The 20,041-nt window shown below is 37.1% G+C and carries 21 protein-coding genes; all 21 read left to right on the forward strand.

The window, feature by feature from the left end; genetic code table 11:
- Positions 1-21: 21 nt before the first annotated feature.
- The 21 genes from thiH (at position 22) to AC6IWN_RS01405 (ending at position 20,035) form a co-directional block, all read left to right on the forward strand.
- Positions 22-1,236: a 2-iminoacetate synthase ThiH gene (thiH, locus tag AC6IWN_RS01305; RefSeq protein ID WP_497990296.1), complete on the forward strand. Its 1,215-nt coding sequence runs from the start codon at positions 22-24 to the stop codon at positions 1,234-1,236.
- Positions 1,229-2,011, forward strand: a complete 783-nt coding sequence (locus AC6IWN_RS01310; protein WP_497990298.1) for a thiamine phosphate synthase — start codon at positions 1,229-1,231, stop codon at positions 2,009-2,011. The genes thiH and AC6IWN_RS01310 overlap by 8 nt, the downstream gene beginning before the upstream one ends.
- Before the next feature lie 468 nt (positions 2,012-2,479).
- Positions 2,480-3,301, forward strand: a complete 822-nt coding sequence (locus tag AC6IWN_RS01315) for a P-loop NTPase family protein (RefSeq protein ID WP_497990300.1) — start codon at positions 2,480-2,482, stop codon at positions 3,299-3,301.
- A 133-nt stretch (positions 3,302-3,434) separates the two neighbouring features.
- Entirely contained in the window at positions 3,435-3,938 is a 504-nt protein-coding gene (locus tag AC6IWN_RS01320) for a DUF1543 domain-containing protein (RefSeq protein WP_497990302.1), read from the forward strand.
- 400 nt (positions 3,939-4,338) lie between these two features.
- Positions 4,339-4,617 carry a hypothetical protein gene (locus AC6IWN_RS01325; RefSeq protein ID WP_497990304.1) on the forward strand — a complete coding sequence of 93 codons (279 nt, stop codon included), beginning with the start codon at positions 4,339-4,341 and terminating at the stop codon, positions 4,615-4,617.
- Between the two features lie 140 nt (positions 4,618-4,757).
- Positions 4,758-4,886: a hypothetical protein gene (locus AC6IWN_RS01330; protein ID WP_497990306.1), complete on the forward strand. Its 129-nt coding sequence runs from the start codon at positions 4,758-4,760 to the stop codon at positions 4,884-4,886.
- 42 nt (positions 4,887-4,928) lie between these two features.
- The gene (locus AC6IWN_RS01335; RefSeq protein ID WP_497990308.1) at positions 4,929-5,552 is read left to right on the forward strand and encodes a hypothetical protein; all 624 of its coding nucleotides are present in this window, start codon (positions 4,929-4,931) and stop codon (positions 5,550-5,552) included.
- Between the two features lie 853 nt (positions 5,553-6,405).
- Positions 6,406-8,316 (forward strand): Ig-like domain-containing protein, encoded by a 1,911-nt coding sequence (locus AC6IWN_RS01340; protein ID WP_497990310.1) that lies wholly within the window; start codon positions 6,406-6,408, stop codon positions 8,314-8,316.
- A 250-nt stretch (positions 8,317-8,566) separates the two neighbouring features.
- Positions 8,567-8,713 (forward strand): hypothetical protein, encoded by a 147-nt coding sequence (locus AC6IWN_RS01345; protein ID WP_497990312.1) that lies wholly within the window; start codon positions 8,567-8,569, stop codon positions 8,711-8,713.
- Between the two features lie 275 nt (positions 8,714-8,988).
- Positions 8,989-9,216, forward strand: coding sequence for a hypothetical protein (locus AC6IWN_RS01350; protein WP_497992156.1), 228 nt, complete (start codon positions 8,989-8,991; stop codon positions 9,214-9,216).
- Between the two features lie 92 nt (positions 9,217-9,308).
- A complete protein-coding gene (locus tag AC6IWN_RS01355) occupies positions 9,309-9,779 on the forward strand; it encodes a low molecular weight protein-tyrosine-phosphatase (protein ID WP_497990314.1) in 471 nt (156 codons plus the stop codon).
- A 176-nt stretch (positions 9,780-9,955) separates the two neighbouring features.
- Positions 9,956-10,702: an MBL fold metallo-hydrolase gene (locus tag AC6IWN_RS01360; protein WP_497990316.1), complete on the forward strand. Its 747-nt coding sequence runs from the start codon at positions 9,956-9,958 to the stop codon at positions 10,700-10,702.
- A gap of 137 nt (positions 10,703-10,839) precedes the next feature.
- A complete protein-coding gene (locus tag AC6IWN_RS01365; protein ID WP_497990318.1) occupies positions 10,840-11,199 on the forward strand; it encodes a CidA/LrgA family protein in 360 nt (119 codons plus the stop codon).
- On the forward strand, positions 11,196-11,888 hold the full coding sequence (locus tag AC6IWN_RS01370; protein ID WP_497990320.1) for an LrgB family protein: 693 nt from the start codon (positions 11,196-11,198) through the stop codon (positions 11,886-11,888). The genes AC6IWN_RS01365 and AC6IWN_RS01370 overlap by 4 nt, the downstream gene beginning before the upstream one ends.
- Positions 11,889-11,900: 12 nt before the next feature.
- Positions 11,901-12,854, forward strand: coding sequence for a 2-hydroxyacid dehydrogenase (locus AC6IWN_RS01375; RefSeq protein ID WP_497990322.1), 954 nt, complete (start codon positions 11,901-11,903; stop codon positions 12,852-12,854).
- 348 nt (positions 12,855-13,202) lie between these two features.
- Positions 13,203-15,200, forward strand: coding sequence for an AraC family transcriptional regulator (locus tag AC6IWN_RS01380; RefSeq protein WP_497990324.1), 1,998 nt, complete (start codon positions 13,203-13,205; stop codon positions 15,198-15,200).
- A 215-nt stretch (positions 15,201-15,415) separates the two neighbouring features.
- Complete coding sequence (locus AC6IWN_RS01385; protein WP_497990326.1) at positions 15,416-16,696, forward strand: saccharopine dehydrogenase family protein; 1,281 nt, start codon at positions 15,416-15,418, stop codon at positions 16,694-16,696.
- Positions 16,697-16,775: 79 nt separating this feature from the next.
- A complete protein-coding gene (locus AC6IWN_RS01390; protein WP_497990328.1) occupies positions 16,776-17,114 on the forward strand; it encodes a P-II family nitrogen regulator in 339 nt (112 codons plus the stop codon).
- 24 nt (positions 17,115-17,138) lie between these two features.
- A complete protein-coding gene (locus AC6IWN_RS01395; RefSeq protein ID WP_497990330.1) occupies positions 17,139-18,299 on the forward strand; it encodes an ABC transporter ATP-binding protein in 1,161 nt (386 codons plus the stop codon).
- A gap of 28 nt (positions 18,300-18,327) precedes the next feature.
- Entirely contained in the window at positions 18,328-19,197 is an 870-nt protein-coding gene (locus tag AC6IWN_RS01400; protein ID WP_497990332.1) for an ABC transporter permease, read from the forward strand.
- A 22-nt stretch (positions 19,198-19,219) separates the two neighbouring features.
- On the forward strand, positions 19,220-20,035 hold the full coding sequence (locus AC6IWN_RS01405; protein WP_497990334.1) for an ABC transporter permease: 816 nt from the start codon (positions 19,220-19,222) through the stop codon (positions 20,033-20,035).
- Positions 20,036-20,041 lie beyond the last annotated feature (6 nt).

Raw genomic sequence — 20,041 nt, forward strand, 5'->3', positions numbered from 1 at the left:
AAGCAGAAAAGAGGTAAAACTATGCCCAAGGAAATGAATGAAAGTATATTAAGTGAAACAGTTATCAAGGATTTAAAAAAAGAACGCATCAATCATATGGAGTATCTACCGGGTATGGAAGTGTTAGAGGATTCCAATGTGATGGATAAAGTACTACATGATATGGATCAGTACAACGAACAAAAATTTACGGAGGACGATGTCAAAAGAGCGTTAAACGCCACGGATATTACACCGGAAGATTTTGCAGCCCTACTATCCCCGGCTGCAGAACCGTATCTGGAGGAGATGGCGCAGAAGGCTTTGGTGGAAACCAGAAAACACTTTGGTAACAGTGTATATCTGTTTACTCCGATCTATATCTCGAATTATTGTGACAATTACTGCATCTATTGTGGCTTTAACTGCCATAACAAGATCCATCGTGCGAAGCTTGACTTCGAAGGGATGGAGAAGGAGATGGAGGCAATTGCAAAAAGCGGTTTGGAAGAAATTCTAATTCTGACCGGTGAAAGCAGAAAAATGTCGGACGTGAAATACATCGGAGAAGCCTGTAAGATTGCCAAGAAGTATTTTAAAATGATTGGACTTGAGGTGTATCCAATGAATACTGAAGAGTATAAGTATCTGCATGAATGCGGAGCGGATTATGTGACAGTATTCCAGGAAACCTATAATCCAGACAAATACGAAACTCTTCATCTGGCTGGACATAAGAGAATATTCCCGTATCGTATCAATGCACAGGAGAGAGCACTTCGAGGTGGCATGAGAGGGGTGGCATTCGCAGCATTACTGGGGCTAGCTGATTTTCGTAAGGATGCCTTTGCAACCGGAATGCATGCCTATTATATTCAACGGAAATACCCCCATGCTGAGATATCCTTCTCCTGTCCGAGACTTCGCCCGATTGTGAACAATGATAAGATCAACCCGATGGATGTTCATGAGAAACAGCTCCTTCAGGTAATGACAGCCTTTCGTCTGTTTATGCCATTTGCAGGAATGACGATCTCCACCAGGGAGAGAGCCGGATTTCGTGATAATGTGGTAGGACTTGCAGCAACAAAGATCTCCGCTTCGGTAAGTACCGGTATCGGCAGCCATTCGGAAGAGAATAGCGAAAAAGGGGATCAGCAGTTTGAGATTGCGGATGGAAGAGATGTGGTGGAAGTAGTTGCTGCAATTAAGGAAAAAGGGCTTCAGCCTGTCATGAATGAGTATCTATATGTATAAACGGATCGTTATCTCAAACCGCAGGCTCTTCTTTGATTATAGAAGAGGGATGGGGGGACTCGCTTCGGATCAGGAGATCATTAAAGTAAAAGAACCCTATACCGATAATAAGGTCTCTGTCAATAGTGAAGAAGCTTTCAATAATGAAGGAGCTTTCAATAAAGAAGAACGTTTCAATAAAGAAGAACGTTTCAATAAAGAGTTTTTTGTTAATAAGGATAACGCATTCAATAAGAAATTCACATCTAGCGTGGAGCTTCAAGTTAATGTATATATTGAACATCTTGTTGTTTTGGTAAAGCGAACCGATCACTTGATTCTCAGGGAGAAGGATTTATCGGAGAAGGAGTATAAAAGCTTAGCGCTTCAACTGTTATCGCTTTGTGATAGGGATAAAATAATTCTTCATACTTTTGTTGATGTCGCAATAGAACTACAGCATCGAAACATACATCTTCCGATGCCTGTGTTTCAGAATAATCTTGACAAACTGCAGCATTTTGAACGTATCGGTGTGTCGGTGCATTCATTGGAGGAAGCAATCTTTGCACAAAATAACGGAGCAACCTACATCACCTACAGCCACATCTTCCCTACTGACTGCAAGAAAGGATTAGAAGCAAAAGGGGTAGAGAATCTGAAAGAGGTATGTGAAAGCTTATCCATACCGGTGTATGCTCTTGGTGGAATAAAGAAGGAAAATGAATTCTTGGTTACCCGCGCAGGGGCTTCAGGAATCTGTAAAATGTCGGAATATATGCAGAGTATCACTTGACTGGTACAGCTTATTTGGCATATAGTAGAAGTATATAATCAAGGTATTCGAAATAAGAATTACGGATAACGTACTTTGGTTATTTAAGAGAATTACTGAGAGAGGTGAAACGATGAGAAGATAATTTACTTTTGAAGCATGATATGTTTTAAAACAGTAAAGCCCAATATGGAGGATACTGTGTTTCATGTTGCCAAAAGTGGATTATGATTCTCATAACCTCTCTTTTTGTATACGAATCTTACGTTATATAATTTAAGGATTTGCTATATGATTTAAGGATTTGTTGTTAAGACATAAAAAATGTTTGAAACGAATAGGTGAGGTAATGTGAGAATTAGAATCATTTGGCAGCAGATGGTTCTTTTTTGATGCTAATATACCGATTATCAGTTTTGATTATGTTGTGGATATATGGTGATATACGTCAAAAAGTAAATACCTTAAAATCTGATAGGGAGGCCATATATGAAAAACATTTTTATCGAAGGGGTTCAGGGGTCCGGGAAAAGCACTTTAGTGAATAAACTTGAAGAAAAATTAACATCGTATCGAGTATACAGGGAAGGTGATATATCACCGGTCGAACTTGCTTGGTGTAGTTATGTAACGATAGAGCAGTACGAATATATTTTAAGAAAATATCCACTATTACAAGAAGAGCTTCAGAAACATACGATATCGGAAGGTGATAAGCGAATTATTGCATATACACGAATAAGTACTGACATACAGGAGTTTTATCAGTATATGGAGGGCTTTGAGATTTATAATGCTCGTATTAACTTTGATACATTTAAAAATATAATCTTAACCAGATATAACACTCTGGGGACAACAGGTAATATATTCGAATGCTCGTTATTTCAAAATTCCATTGAAAGCATGATGCTTTATTATCAAATGGAGGATGAGGAGATTATCAGTTTCTATAAAGAGGTTTATGAGATACTGAAAAACAAAAACATGATATTGTTATATCTTGATTCACATAGTATGATAGACGATATATTACATATAAAAAAGGAACGCTCCAATGAACAGGGAGAAGAGTTGTGGTTTCCTCTGATGATGGAATATCTGAAAGCATCACCCTATGGTAAAGATCATAATTATTGTGGATTTGATGATCTGATTCGTCATATGGAACGAAGGAAAGGATTAGAACACCAGATTATAAGGGATGTGATGGGAGATCGGGCAATCATATTAAAGGCAAAAAACTATGTGATTGATGATGTTATTGAGTCTGCAATCTTCATGAATAAGTTCAAACCTGAATATTTTTGAAGTTATTCTGATTTGATAAAGCTTATAAAATAGGTAAAAAAGTTAAATAGGTAAAAAATTAAATATGTAAATGCTAATAATGATACAGAAATAAAAAGCTAGAAATAATCAAGAAGAAAAGAGGACATGATAAATGAATTTGTACATGATAAGTTTAGGCGGTAAAGTAAAGGGATGTAATATAGAAGTACATGATGTTCAATTTGTAGCTGCAAACCACGTAGATGAGACATTTGAAGTACTTAAGAAGAATTGGTATGGTCTTCAATTGAAATTACATATGGATAGTTATAAGAAGATTAAAGGTGTTGCTGGATACGAGCTACAACTTACACAAAAGCAGCCTGATCAAAAGCAAAAGCTATTTTTTGTACATTTTGGAGGGTATAAAAAAGATTGTACACAGGAGCTCCATGATGTGGCGTTATATGTAGGTGAATCTGAACAGGAAGTCAAGGTAAGAGCCTTAAGTGAAGCTACGGTAGCAGATATTGAAAATCACGTTGACAGTATCGTAGGTGTTGAAGAGGTTCTGTTAAGCGTGGATGGAAGTCAGTACTTTGTTGAATTAATCAAGACGGATGAGAAATACGATATGGAACCGGATTGGTTTGGCTATAGAAGATTGGACGTTTAGGAGATTAAAATTTATCTTATTGACATGATGAGTGATGATGTTAAAAAAAGTTGAAAAGGAAAAAATATAATGCAAATAGCATTATTCTTTTTGCGGAAGAAGAGAACTATTACGTTTATTTTATGATGGGGGGATTGCTGAGGCATATATTCAAAGCCCACAAGGATCATTTGCCACTTTGCATTTGTACAAAGAAGGTAGCTTCTTTGGCGAAATAAACAATTTTATTATGGTAGAAAGCCAGTGGAAATAACAGCGCTCACAGACTGTTTAGTGGATGTAATGCATAGAACTGACTTTTTAGATTGGCTAGAAAAAGATTTTGAAGCTACAAAATTTATACTAAAAAATTGCGTACAAATTAATAGTTAATGCTTAATTTGTTGAAGAAGTATTACTCATGACAGTAAAGGAACGTTTACTGAGATGTGTTGCAATGAATTATTATAGAAAAAACTTGGACAAAATTACAAAAGATCAACTGTCAAAAGAAGTGAATGCCCCTATGAGAAGTATTAATCGAGCGATAGCAGAATGTATGCAACTAGGGATTATTTGTTATAAAGATAAAAGAATTTATATCATGAACGAGAATATGGTTCTTAAATATTTGCCGCTATATTATATTAATTACTTTCATGTTTTGGAGAAGATACTAACAAGAACAGACATCTTATAAATTACTACTAGGATGTCTGTTCTTGCATTATGGGTCAAGTGACCTTTATTAAATATTCTTATTGATTTATTGTAATAAAGGAACGACACGAAATTAATTGGAAGTTACAAATTTACATTGATTCATGAAAGGATGATCTTATGGTGTTGACTAAATACAAACAAATGATTAATAAAGTTTTACGATTTGCTAAAAATAATGATAGAATTGCAGGCTTAGCGTTAGGTGGTTCTTACATTACAAGTAGTATGGATGAGTTCTCAGATTAGGATTTTGTCGTTGTAACAAAGACTGAGAGTTATTATGAAATAATGAAAGAAAGATATGAAATTGTTAATAGTTTTGGTGACCTACTTTATGCATTTACCGGGGAGCATGTGGGTGAATCTCGCTTGTTAATATCTTTATATGATTTACCTGTATTACACGTTGACTTTAAGTTTGTATGTATTGAGGATATTTCACAGAGGATAGAAAATCCCATAATTCTATATGAACATAACTGTTGTCTTTCAGAAACTTTTAAGAAAGAAGCAGCAGTATTTCCTATACCTGAATTACAATGGATAGAGGACAGATTTTGGGTATGGATTCATTATGCAGCTACAAAAATAGCTAGAAAAGAGCTTTTTGAGGTTCTAGATTTTTTATCTTTTCTTAGACAAACCGTGCTTTCTCCTCTATTACAAATGAGAAACGGGAAATTACCTCGTAGTGTTAGAAAAGTAGAAATGGAAATTCCGGATGAGATAGATACATTAACTAAAACGGTGGCAATACATGAAATTCATAGTTGTATAAGCGCTGTACAGGCAAGTATTGGTTTATATATAGAATTAAGAGGATATCATTTACATGAAGGTTTTCAAAAACGTGATAAAACCGAAAAAGTAGCTATAGAATTTTTTTATAAAATTGTTAAGGAACTTATATAAATGTGTTAATATATATTGATAAGCAGAATAGTAGAAACGCCTAAAACTTTAATAACTGCTGTTTTATATCTACAAGAAATGCGATAAGTGGATTAAGGACTATTGTTGTAAGCTTGTCATTCAAATGTCGTAAAATAAAGTAGAAGTCAATAAACTAAGTATTTATAAGGAGTTTAAACACATATGATCAAAGGTTTATTCATCTGCCACGGCATATTCTGATTAAAGTATAAGAAGGCTGATGAATAGAGGGTTTATGGTGATGGAAGGTTAGTTTTACACCTGATCGGCACCTAGTAGTAAAAGAGTTTTGGATTATGGAAGATGATGATGGGAAGGCCTGTTTAACTACTTGATTAGGTGGTTGGATGGGCTTCTTTGATGAGATATATGATTGTGCAGGTGCTGTTCGTGATGTTAATATTGCAAAAGGAAACTTTAGATTTGCCCCCTTCCTCATGAAGTGAAATGAGAAGCAGAAAGAACAAAAACAGTCAATAAGGAATAATCTGAAAAAGGCGAAGGAAATACAGAGTTTGGAGGATATTTCACCAAAGACAGATAGGGTGAAACAGAGTATGGAGAGATAGGTAGGAGGAAAGAGATTCAGAGGATGGGCTGCGTTGGGTAGTAGCCTGTCTTCTGGGGGGAGAAGGAGGGAATTATGTTAGATAGATTTTTCTTATTAGATATTTTTGGTAATATGTGTTAGTATATGTGGTGTTAGTAAATTATTAATTTGATTATTTTGCATGTAAATGTTAAATTTTAGGTGTATTGGAACACATTTATAAAGCTTAGACTTTAGGTTTCTGGTTTTATTTATTGTTATTATAAAAATAGGGGGATGAAAATGAGAGTAAAAATTACAAGAATTATTATGGCAGTTTGCTTGTGCTTCAGCGTACTAATTGGTCTTAGTGGCCTTGGTGCAAAAGCAGCGACTACTGGTACCTTAATTGATGATGTTGGTTACCTGAATTGGGATGGGAGTAAGACTTATCATTTCACTCTGGATAGTGCATCAGTTGTGAAACTGAGATTTTTAGATGACACCTATGGAGAGGCTCATGTAAGTATTAAGGATGAAAGTAATGGGGTAGAAGTTTATTCTCGGAACCTGGATATATGTTTTTATGAGGAGAGTTATGACGTTACTCTAGAACCAGGAAAATATAGTTTTACACTATTTACTGATGAGTATTCTGACTTTGAATATTCATTAAGAGTAACACATAATAGAATAATAGATATTAATCATCCTTTTTATAGTATCAGTGAAGCTTCTAAAATAATCTATACAGGTAATAAAGCTAAGTTAGCTGTAAATGTACAACCAACAAATGCAACAATACCCAATGTAGTTTGGAGTTCTGATAATAATCAGGTTGCTACAGTTTCTAGTACGGGTGAGATAACTGCAGTGAAAAAGGGAACTACTTACATTAAAGCAGGTATAGGAGGGACAACATTAGGCTGTAAGATAACGGTGAAGGATCCTGTTTATAATATAAGTAAATCATATGTAACTCTACATATGCCTCAAACTTATCAGTTAAAAGTCACAGTATCTCCTAATAGTTATGGAGTTCGTGATGTAAAATGGGTTAGCAGTAATAATACAGTAGCTACTGTATCATCTTCAGGAGTAGTGACTGCAAAGAAAAAAGGAACTACGACCATTACAGCCAGTATGGGTGTACATAAAGTGATGTGTAAAGTAACAGTTCGTACTATGGAATTGAATGTTAATAGCAGTAAAATATATGTACAGAAAAGCACCAAATTATCGGTGCTTGGTGGAACAGGTAAGATTAAATGGAAAACAAGTAATAAGAAAGTAGCGACTGTGACCTCCGGAGGGGTTGTTAAAGGGGTAGCTCCCGGAAAAGTGGTTATTTCTGCAACTAGAAATGGTAAAACGTTAAAATGTACAGTTAAAGTTTCTTATATACCAGAAACAGGACAAGTACTAAGCTATAGGATTGCAAGTAAAAATGGAGGGAATTCTACTAAGAAAATTATATTAAATGGTAAATGCACCGTCACCATATCAGCCTATTTTGGTGGTAGTAGTGATGAATACGAAAGCTTATATGTAGTATTACAAGATAAGGGTTATAACGAATTATGGGAGAAATTTGTTTCTGCTGGTAAAAGTACTACTAAAACCATTACTCTACAGGCAGGAACGTATTACATCTATTACGATACTATGGGTGAATTTGATATTACTGTTAAGGGCACGGTAAAACCACAGTTAAATGCTACAAATATAAAAATTGCCAAAGGGTATAGTCGGTCCCTTAAGACGATAGCAGTAAAGAACTCAGTTAAGTGGACATCATCAGATAAAAAGATTGCTACGGTAAATAGTAAAGGTGAAGTGAGGGGAAAGAAAAATGGAACCTGTACAATTACTTGTACTTTAAAAGATGGAAAGAAGTTAGTGACTAAAGTTCAGGTTGTGAATCCGGTAACAGCTAGTGTTATATCTGTGTATGAAGAAAATATCTATAACGATTGTTATCTTAAGATTTTTAATAATACAAATAAGAGGATAACTTATGTCACCTTTAATATTATACAGTATGACAATAGAGGCAAAAAGTTAAGAAGTCCATATGACTATTACTATATCAATGATAATATAGATGCTTATACTTATGACGATGGAACTTATTGGGTGAGTGATGATGCAAAGAAATGCAAGATATCTATTATTAAGGTATGGTTTAGTGATGGATCTACGTGGAAACCTTGACCAAATTGAATTTTATTGTCTAGTTCAGCTTATGTAAATTACTAAACTACTATCGTGTTAGTTACATGAGTTTGTGTCATATTAACACAATATCTTCCCAACATACAGCCATGCCAACCGGTGTGGCTGTTTTCTTATGCCCTAAAATGAAAGGATTGCATCATGAATGTAAGCGTAAATTCATCAGCGCCTATTTATAATTAACTGTTTGCACTATACTAGATTCAAATAAATTTTGGAGGTAGCTACAGTGCAAACAGCAAAGCTAAAGACCAAAAGTGAAAAGGAATTACTTATTAAAGAGTTTCTCTCTAGCGGTAAGCCAAAAACAACCTGGTGCCAAGAAAAGGAATACCCTATCCTACTTTTTACAAGTGGATCAAACGATATGAAATGAATAATGAGACAGCTCAACCCAAGTTTATAGCATTACCCAAATCATCTTCTATTAAGAATTATGGTGAATCATCAGTTACATCGGAAAAGGGATATGGAATATATCATTCAAGAAACAAAGACCTCTAGTGGAAAGAGATGTATTCCTACGACAGAGGAGGTAAGGGAGCTTTCATACCATCATAAGTAGAAGGTAAAAGTTCAGGTAGAGCCATATACAACGACGAGATGCCAAAGGTGACTCCACACGTATGTCGACATACGTTCTGTTCTAACATGGCGAAATCAGGAATGAATCCAAAATCATTACTGTATCTTATGGGACATAGTGAGATTGGAGTCACGCTTAATACGTACACCCATATTGGATATGAGGATCCAAGCAAAGAGATGTTATCATTGAAGATGTCGAAAAAGATGAAAACACGAGGTGTAAGGTGTGTTGTATTTTACACCTTTTTTACACCTTTTGAAGAGAAAACGATGCAAAAAGAAGCAAAGTGAAACAAAGAAATAGACAAAAACAATGATTTCAATAATGAACAAAACCCTTGTAAAATAAGGGTTATACCAACTTAAAAGGAGATATACCAACCATGATAAAAATCCTGTTCGTCTGCCACGGCAACATCTGTCGATCCCCAATGGCGGAATTTGTATTTAAGGATATGGTAAAGCATAAGAGTCTGAGTGAACAGTTTCATATAGCTTCTGCTGCTACCAGTAGAGAAGAGATCGGGAATACCGTTCACCGTGGTACGAGAAAAATCCTGGAGGGTCTAGGTATTTCGACGGAAGGAAAAAGAGCAGTACAGATGACCGTGAAGGACTACAAGGATTATGATTATGTTATTGCGATGGATCAGAGAAATGTCGCTAATATTAATCGGATTATTGGTTCGGATTCCATGGGGAAGGTACGAAGGTTGCTGGATTATACATATTTTCCAAGGGATATTGCTGATCCTTGGTATACCGGAGATTTCGGTCAGACCTATGATGAAGTATATCAGGGGTGTGAATTACTGTTACAGGATATTTGTAAGAAGCATCATATTCATTTATAACAAATAAATCATTGTTTAAATATTGGTATGGTACTAAAAAATTATATGTTGCATCGTATCACCGAGCTAAAATTAATTAATAATTTAATATACAAAACAAAGAAGAAGTTTTATAATATTAAACAATTCGTCAACGATTGAAGTTGCTTATCGTACCTAAGAGAGGAGTTTTGTATATGAAATTAGCAGATGGGATAGAGATGTTGGAGATACCCAATGAGATGAATGGAGGAGTCAGCTATATTTACCCTACCCTCATCCATGATGATCAGGAGGTTGTGCTGATTGATACTGGATATCCCGGAAACCTTGAGAAGTTTCGAGATGCTTTCGTTAAGTTGGATTTATCACTGAATAAAATTACAAGGATAATCCTAACACATCAGGATATTGATCATGTGGGCGCCTTATCACCTATCGTGAAAGAGCTAGGTGGAGAAGTAGAAGTAATTGCTCATGAGAATGAGAAGCCATATATTACAGGGGAGCTTACCCCGATTAAGCTTGCGCAATTGGAAGCGAATTTGGACAACCTTCCGGAGAATAAAAAAGGCTTCTATAATATGCTTAAGGCAGGATTTGCTGCTACAAAATGTGAAGTTGATAGAACTGTTTTAGATGGTGAAGTTCTTCCGTTCTGTGGTGGAATTCAAGTGATTCATACACCGGGACATACCCACGGGCATATTGCGTTATACCATGTCCCAAGTAAAACCCTGATCACCGGAGACTCGATGAATATTCATGAGGGACGCTTGATTGGAGCAAATCCGGTGTATACCTATGATATGAAGGAAGCGAACGAGTCCCTTCAAAAATTTGCCAAACTGGACGTGCAGAATATCATATCCTATCACTGTGGACTATATAAGGATAATGCGAACGCGGCAATAAAAGAATTAATTAGTGAAAATGTAAAATAGTAATATGAAGTTGATAGTATCAATCGAAAGAAACAAATCATTCCGGTTAATCTACCGGACTGGTTTGTTTCTTCATTGTTCATGATAATACATTTACTTGTAATACATTAAGTTGTTGAAACACCGGGAGGACAGTTATGAAATACATGAGACAATTCGCAATTATATTAGCAGTTACTTTTCTGGGAGAAGTACTAAAATATCTTATTCCGTTACAGATACCTTCAAGTATCTATGGACTGGTGTTAATGCTGGTAGCACTAAAGACAAAGATCATACCATTAAGTTCAGTGAAGGAAGCAGGAAGGTTTTTTATCGAGATTATGCCAATGATGTTTATACCGGCAGCAGTCGGGTTGCTTGATTCCTGGCATATCCTGCAAGGAATTGTTGTACCGGTTATGATTATTACGGTGATATCCACAATTCTTGTTATGGTGGTCTCTGGAAGGATAACACAGTTAGTAATTCGATTAGAGAAGGGGAAGAAGTCATGAAGGAGATGTTAAGCAATTCCACGTTTTTTGGAGTGATGATTAGTGTTCTTAGTTATGAACTTGGTGTGGTATTTAAGAAAAAGTGGAATCACCCGTTGATGAATCCGTTATTATTCTCAACCTGTGCAGTGATTTTGGTATTACTGCTTCTGAAGGTTGATTATAAAAGCTATAATGAGGGGGCAAAATACTTAAGCTATCTCTTGACTCCTGCTACGGTATGTCTTGCAATACCCTTATATGAGCAGCTGGAACAACTAAAGAATAATGCGAAGGCAATTATGGCAGGCATTCTGTCCGGTATTTTAACCAGTTTAAGCTGTGTCCTTGTGCTTGCGTTGTTGTTCCATCTGAATCATAAGGAGTATGTTACCTTATTGCCAAAGTCCATCACCACCGCAATCGGAATGGGAGTCTCCGAGGAATTAGGTGGAATTGTGACAATTACAGTTGCGGTCATTATCATCACCGGAGTATTGGGTAATATTATTGCAGAGACGGTTTGTAGAATATTTCGCATCGAAGAACCGATTGCGAAAGGAATAGCCATTGGATCCTCGGCACATGCAGTTGGAACTGCAAGAGCAATGGAGATCGGTGAAATAGAGGGCGCGATGAGCAGCTTGTCCATCGCGGTAACCGGATTATTAACGGTGATAGGTGCATCAATCTTTGCAAATTTTATATAGTGGGAGGATAATATGAATATCAGTTTATTAGAGCCAATAGGCGTATCAAAAGAGGTTATACAGGAATTAGCAGCAGGTTTTATTAATCAGGGACATGGCTTTACTTATTATGATACAAAAACAACCGAGGTAGAGGTGCTGAAAGAGCGTACCAAGAATCAGGATATCATCATGATTGCAAACAATCCATACCCGGCGGAGGTAGTGGAAGCATCGGATGCTCTAAAGATGCTATCCGTAGCATTTACCGGAATTGATCATATCGGGGTAGAGGCGTGCAAAAGTAAGAATGTATTAATCAGTAATTCAGCCGGTTATTCGAATGAAACGGTTGCGGAGCTGATTATCGGAATGACCATCAGTGCACTTCGGAATATGACACGTGCAAATGTCACTGTTCGCGAAGGAGGTACAAGCATGGGTAATGGAGGACGCGAGATTGCAGGACGTACCGTCGGCATTATTGGCCTAGGTAAGATCGGATTAAGAACCGCTCAGTTATTCCAGGCATTTGGTGCGAAAGTAATCGCTTATAATCGTAGTGAATCTGAAGAAGCACTTCGTATGGGAATCGAATATAAGAGTTTAGAGGAGGTATTATCACAGAGTGATATCGTATCTCTGAATATGCCGCTTAACCCTCAGACCAGAGGTTTTATCAGTGAAAATATGATAGCATTGATGAGAAAGAATACCATATTTGTTAACTGCGCTAGGGGACCGATCGTGGATAACTCTGCACTTGCAAAAGCGTTGAATGAAGACCGCCTTGGCTTTGCCTGCATCGATGTATTTGATATGGAGCCTCCGATTCCGGAGGATTATCCTTTACTTCATGCGAAGAATACTTTCTTAACACCACATATTGCCTTTATCTCAGAGGAGGCGATGGCGCGTAGAGCAAAAATCGTCTTTGATAATGTGTATGCGTATCTGGAAGGAAATCCGGTAAATGTGTGCAAATAGAAGAATAGATGAGTGATAAACATTCTATGTTTTATGGGCACCGCTCTTATTTATCACCGCCACGATTATGATAATTCTGCTATTCAGTTAATTCCATTATTGATTCATACCACATTTTTCAAATTGATAAAGTGAAATATTGACATTGTCACTGGATTCGAATATAATTGCGCTATAATTAAGTCATGCAAATTGGTGGTAATTAATAATTATCAGGTTTTTGATACTTAGTAAACATACGAATATAATATCTATAATAAACAAAGGGGTTCCTAGTATAGGAGCCCCTTTTCGCGCATTTGAAAGTACAATATACAACATCTGAATTAGGAGAAGGGAGGAAGACGAATGAAGGAGCAGAAGGTGAAGAGCATCTATGGACTGCGTTTTCCGGTTAAAATTGTGGTTAAGAAGGAAGAAGAGCCGTTGCACTGGCATAAGGATCTTGAGATACTTTGCATTCTAAAGGGCAAGGTTAAGCTTCAGATGAATAATGCATTTTATGAGCTTCAGGAGGATGATATCTTTTTAATTAATTCGGAGGATCTTCATAGCGTAATGATTGAAACAGAGAAAAGCATCTATCTATCCCTCAATATTGACCTGATGTATTACGAGAAGTTCTTTATGGAGATGGAGTATATCGTATTTATCGACGATGATTCCATCAATTCAGCGGAAAATTCCGCTCTTTCTCGTGATATCAAGCGGCGTATCGCTCAGATGTTGATTGAAATAAAGAATAAGAACGTTGATTATCAGAATCGAATTATCTATAACGCCAGCTCGCTTCTAGCTGTATTGATTGATAATTACAATATGGTGAAGAAAAATTCCAAGAGCTTTAAGAACAAGGATCAGTTCTCGAGAATCTGGAAAGCATACGAATATATGTATAACAATTATAACCGGCGTATTACCTTGGAAGAGGTGGCAGATTATGTTCATGTAAGCAAGTCTCACCTATCCCATATTATAAAAAGCACAATGGGGCTAAGCTTTGAGCGGTTGCTGAATCAGACGAGAGCAGAGCAATCGATGAAATCCTTGCTTACCACGGATAAAAGTATTACTAGGATCTCTGAGGAATGTGGCTTCTCCGACCCGAAGTATTTTAAGAATTATTTTCTGCAGTTTTTTCATTGTACACCTCTCGAATACCGCAATCGAAATCGTCATAATGTCTCTGAAACAGACTTTGAAGTGACAAGTTTCTTTGAAACCATAAAATTCAATGAATTACTGAATAATAAAATTATCCAATACCTCGATAACCAGTTGAAAGAAGGGGATGACAATGTCATTGATCTTACCATCGATTTTTATGGACGTAAGGAGGCGATAAGTCTTAAGAAGGAGTGGAAAAAGGAAATTATCATATCAACCAATAATAATAAATCCTCCCTTTGGAATAGCGAACGGATTAAGATGTTGCAACAGGAAATTGGATTCGAATATATGTATATTATGGATGTATTACATAGCAGCTTCATTGAATATTTGCCCGGAAAACCGGTGAAAATCGATTGGAACGAGCTCGACCGACTGATTGAAGAGATGAAGGAAATGAATGTTTATCCAAAGCTTGGGTTTATGAATCGTACCATGGATGATGAAATCTTTATGAATCTGATTCAAAAATTCCTGTTCCATTATAGACTAAAATACAATGATAATGAGATGAGTAATTGGCAGCTGGTTTTCTTTATCACGAAAGAAGAAAATGAGCGGAATTTCAAAGGAATTATTGAAGAAATCGTTCATTCCATCACGGAGTATATCGGCCTGGAGTTTGAAGAAGCGGGTTCTGGTAAAGAAGAGATCGCTTTACAGCAATCGGATGCTTCGGGTATCTCTTTAATCAGAGACCTTTTGATTCATAAGAAACAGATGAAGAACTATTTTGAGATATTGCTGGATCAGCGTGGGTTAAAGAGTAATCTATACTTTGTATACAGCCTTCTGAATAAACTGGGTACCCAGGTAATTATGAGCGGGGACAGTTATCTTGTGACTAAAGATCATAATAAGCTGGCTATATTAATCTTTAATTGCAAAGAAGATAATCTGGCAAAGCAGGAGGCCGCTCTAAATATCATTAATCTCAAGGGAAAAAGATATCTGCTCAAGCAGTATTCCCTATACAGTCAGCAGGAAAAGATGGAGACCTATATTAAGAATGTAACCGATATTGATTATATCAGTGATGAAGATATTAAGAGCATTAACTGGGGGCGCTATCCTGATTTATGCATCGAGTTTTTCGAATCTTTTGAGAGTATTCACCGAAGTTTGACCGTACAACAAAATCGTGCGGAGCTATTCACTTTGGAGCGGGTTTTATAGGATGCGACAATCGTGCAATTATATATGACATTTATGCGGTAGCTACCATCGATGGACATAATATTGCATTATTTATCCATATATTTCAGGACTTATTAGCCAAATAATGGATGTATTTGTGCAAAATTTTCTGAATTATTGTACTGTAATGTTGTAAATGATATCCTAAATCTATCAAAAACATGAATTGTTGATGAATTAGAGGAGGAAATCGTATGAGACTATTACTAATCGGAGTAGGCGGAGTAGGTCAATCCGCTGTTATGATCATTAAAAGAGCCGGTGATCGAGGAAAATGGCTTGAGAAGATGGTTATGGCGGACTATGATTTACAAAGGGCGAAGGATGTTGAGAAAATAGTTGATGACGACAGATTTGTTGCAGAACAGTTAAACGCAGCCTATAAGGAAGATATCATCGTAATGGTGAAAAAGTACAATTGTACTTTTGTCCTTAACTGTGTAGCACCTAGTTTAAATGAAGTGATATTTGATGCCGCTTATGAAGCCGGTGTCGGTTACATGGATTGTGCAATGACATTGTCACAGAAGCATCCGGAAAAACCTTATGAATTACCTAACGTGAAATTGGGTGATAAACAATTTACCCAGCATGAGCAGTGGAAGGCAGCAGATAATATGGCACTGATCGGTTCCGGTGTGGAGCCCGGTGTTGCGGATGTATTTGCTAAATACGCTGCAAAGCATCTATTTGATGAAATCGATGAGGTCAACATTCGAGATGGTGACAATTATGTAGTACCCGGTCAGGATGTATCTTTTGGATTTTCCATTTGGACAACGATTGAGGAATGCTTGAATCCACCAATCATATGGGAGAAAGAACGAGGATGGTTCTGTACCGAGAGCTTTTCCGAGCCGGAAGAATTTTTCTTCCCGGGTGGCATCGGTCGTGTGGAAGTAATCAATGTGGAACATGAAGAGGTCGTACTGATACCGAGAGAGATTGATTGTAACAGGGTAACTTTCAAATACGGCGTATCTCCACAATTTCGAACCATGTTAAAGAATGTTGAAGCATTAGGAATGGATAATCCAAGCAGAATGATCAAGGTTGGAGATTCCATGATATCACCGAGAGATTTCTTAAGTATCGTAGCACCTTCTCCGCTGGAAACAGCTACCAGCATGGTGGGTAAGGGTTGCGCAGGAACCTGGGTTACAGGTAAGAAGAACGGTTTGAACCGATCTGTATACATCTACCAGATAGCGGATAATCAGGAATGTATTAAGAAATACGGAACCTCATCCGTTGTAGCACAGACTGCTGTTGGAGCAGTGATTATGCTTGATCTGATAGCAAACGGGATATGGTATAAACCCGGTGTATATGGACCGGAATCGTTTGATCCGGATCCGTTCATGATGAAGATGAGGGACTATGAGTTCCCGGCAGCGATTCATGAGAAGGATTCAGAATACGATGAGCAGTACCAAAGAGATAGCGTATTCGAGGAAATGATTCGTAAATATTAAACTTACATAAAAACAAGGCGAAGGAGTCAGCTTGATTCTTTCGCCTTGTTTTTGTGTTCATGGGAAAGGAAGGAAAAGAATGAAAAAAATTGAGATCATTATTCGACCGGAAAAACTGGATGTGTTAAAGAAGATATTAGCGAGAAATGAATACAGCGGATTGACGGTAATGACAGCGATGGGGTGTGGTCACCAGAAAGGGGTTATTAAGGAGTTTGAAGAGTTAGGGCTGGAGGCAAATCTATTACCGAAGCTTTATGTAATGACAGTCGTTTGGGATGAGGATCTGGAGGAAATTTTAACCGAAATTCATGAAAAACTGTCAACCGGTAATGTGGGCGATGGAAAAGTGTTTATCTCAGATATGGACGATGTAATGAGAATCCGTACCGGTGAAAGAGGTGAAAAAATCCTATAACATTAGGATCTATAGGAGGCTAAAATGGCAGATAATTTGGAAAAACAAACAATTATAAAGCTTGAGAATGTTGTGAAATTCTATGATGATAATGAGGTTGTAAAAAAACTGAATCTAGATATTTATGAAAGCGAATTTCTAACATTACTGGGTCCTTCCGGCTGTGGGAAAACCACCACACTCCGTATGATTGCCGGATTTGAGGATGCTACCGAAGGAAAGATATATATAGAAAACCATGATATGGAGGGAAAACCGCCATATCTTCGTAATGTTAATACAGTTTTTCAAAGCTACGCTTTATTCCCCCATATGAATGTGTTCAACAATGTTGCCTTCGGATTGGTCGAGAAGAAGATGAAAAAAGATGAAATCAAGGAAAAGGTGATGGAAGCTCTATCCTTGGTACAGCTGAGCGGCTTTGAAAAGAGAATGCCAAATCAGATATCCGGTGGACAGAAACAGAGAGTTGCAATCGCCAGAGCAATCGTGAATAACCCCAAGGTATTGTTGCTGGATGAACCGCTCGGTGCACTCGATTTAAAGCTTCGAAAACAAATGCAAATTGAATTGAAGCATTTGCAAAAGAAATTGGGAATTACCTTTATCTATGTTACTCATGATCAGGAGGAAGCGTTGACGATGAGTGATCGAATTGTGGTCATGAATTCCGGCGTACTGGAACAAGTTGGTTCGGCAAAAGATATATATGAAAATCCAAAAACTAAATTTGTTGCTGATTTTATTGGAGAGTCAAATATTTTTGAAGCATATATTAATAACATGAAGATGGATGGTTTTGATCTTGTATTTGAATGTGGCAGGGTATTTTCAAAGGGCAGTGGCTTTGTTGAGGAAGAGATGGTATATGTGTCGGTTCGTCCGGAGAATATGAAGTGCAGTAATCATCCGGTGGAAAACTTTGAGCTATGCGGTGTAGTAAAGGAACATATTTATATCGGCTCCATGATCAAAACTTCGGTGGAATTGGCAAATGGACAGCAAATAAAAATATCTAATCTACCGGAGAGTGATACATTGCAGGTGGGTGCGTTGGTTTATCTATATTGGAATGAGGGCAAGGCAGTTATCATGCATACTAGAGAAGATAAACTTTATGACATGATTGATGAGGCAGACGGTAATATGCAGGGACTTTCATTAATGCAATCATCGAAAGAATAATCACAAATCAGAAAGTAGGTTCGTAGCTATGAAAATAAATGGTAGGAAAAAAGGAAAGAAAAAGTTTTTACCGATTACTGTTATGGTAGGGCCGACTGCTATTTGGCTTTTTGCATTTCTGCTTTTACCATTGATGTATGCTGTTGCAATGAGCTTCGCACAAAAAGGGATCTTTGGTGGTATCGTCTGGAAGTTCTCCCTGTTTAATTATAAGGATATGCTCAAGTTGATTTATCTAAAAGTTGCAGTAAAATCCTTGATTCTTGCTTTCGAAACCAGTGTCTGGTGCTTGATTATATCATATCCGTTTGCTTATATCCTAAGTAAAGTGAGTTCTAAGTGGAAGGGATTTTGTATGTTATTGATTATGCTTCCATTTTGGATCAATGGATTAATCCGTTTGAACGGGTGGACGAATGTACTGAGAGATACCGGACTGATTAATACGTTATTGATGAAAATTGGAATCATACATAAACCGATTGAGATGATGTTTACGGATGGAGCAATTTTATTTGGTATGGTGTATGCATTTTTTCCGTTCATGGTACTTCCGATTTTAACTTCGATATCAAAAATCGATAACAATTTAATTGAAGCAGCACAGGATTTAGGGGCAACTAGGGTGAAGACCTTTCTCAGAGTGATATTTCCTTTGACTGTTCCGGGTGTATTTGCGGGTGTGATTCAAGTGTTTATTCCAAGTCTGGGAGCATTTTATATTTCTGATATCATGGGAGGCGGTAATACCACACTGATTGGCAATTTGATTAAAAATCAATTCCTCTCAGCAAGGAACTGGCCTCTTGGAGCAGCTTTCTCCGTTGCTATGATTGTATTTACCTTGATTGTTATGAAGCTGTATACAAGGGTTGGTAAGATTGAAGATATGATGTAATGCGAAGGGAGGAAGGCTGTGCATGAAAAAACATAAAAAAAAGAATTTAAGTACCCCGTCAATCCTGTTTGCATGTGGAGTGTATCTGTTCTTGTATTTACCGATATTCATGGTTGTTGTTTATTCTTTTAATGGGAACGACACCAATATCATCTTTAAAGGCTTTTCCCTGAAGTGGTATAAAACGATACTTCAGGGCGGAGATTTGTTGAATAGTTTGATATTTACATTAAAGCTAGCGATTTACAGTACTTTGATCTCAGTTGTCATTGGAACATTGGCAACGATTGGTATGCATCGTTATCGGTTTAAGTTCAAGTCCATGATAAATGGGCTGCTTTATATACCAATCGTAATTCCAGAACTGGTCATCGGTATCGCATCCCTTGCTACCTTTACATTCCTGGGATTTCAGTTAAGTATGATTACGTTGATTTTTGCTCATGTAACCTTTTGTGTACCGTTTGTAATCTTTACACTTCGTGCAAGAATTGATGGCTTTGATGCTTCGATTGAAGAGGCGGCAATGGATCTTGGAGCAAACCAGTGGAGAACGCTCTGGAGGGTTACAATTCCAATGTTAGCGCCTGGTATTATATCAGGAGCCATGCTTGCATTCACACTATCTATTGACGATGTTGTGATCAGCTTCTTTGTTGCAGGCGCCGGGGATACCCCATTTCCAATTAAGGTATACGGTATGACAAGAGGAAAGATTACAAGCGATGTCTATTCACTTTCTACGATAATGATAGTTGCTACGATTATTATCTATCTGACTGCACAGCAGATACAGAATAACTTGGAAAAGAAGAGGTTGAAAGAAAGTCAGGAATAAAGTGAA

Source organism: Variimorphobacter sp. HTMS_6, assembly GCF_059717775.1.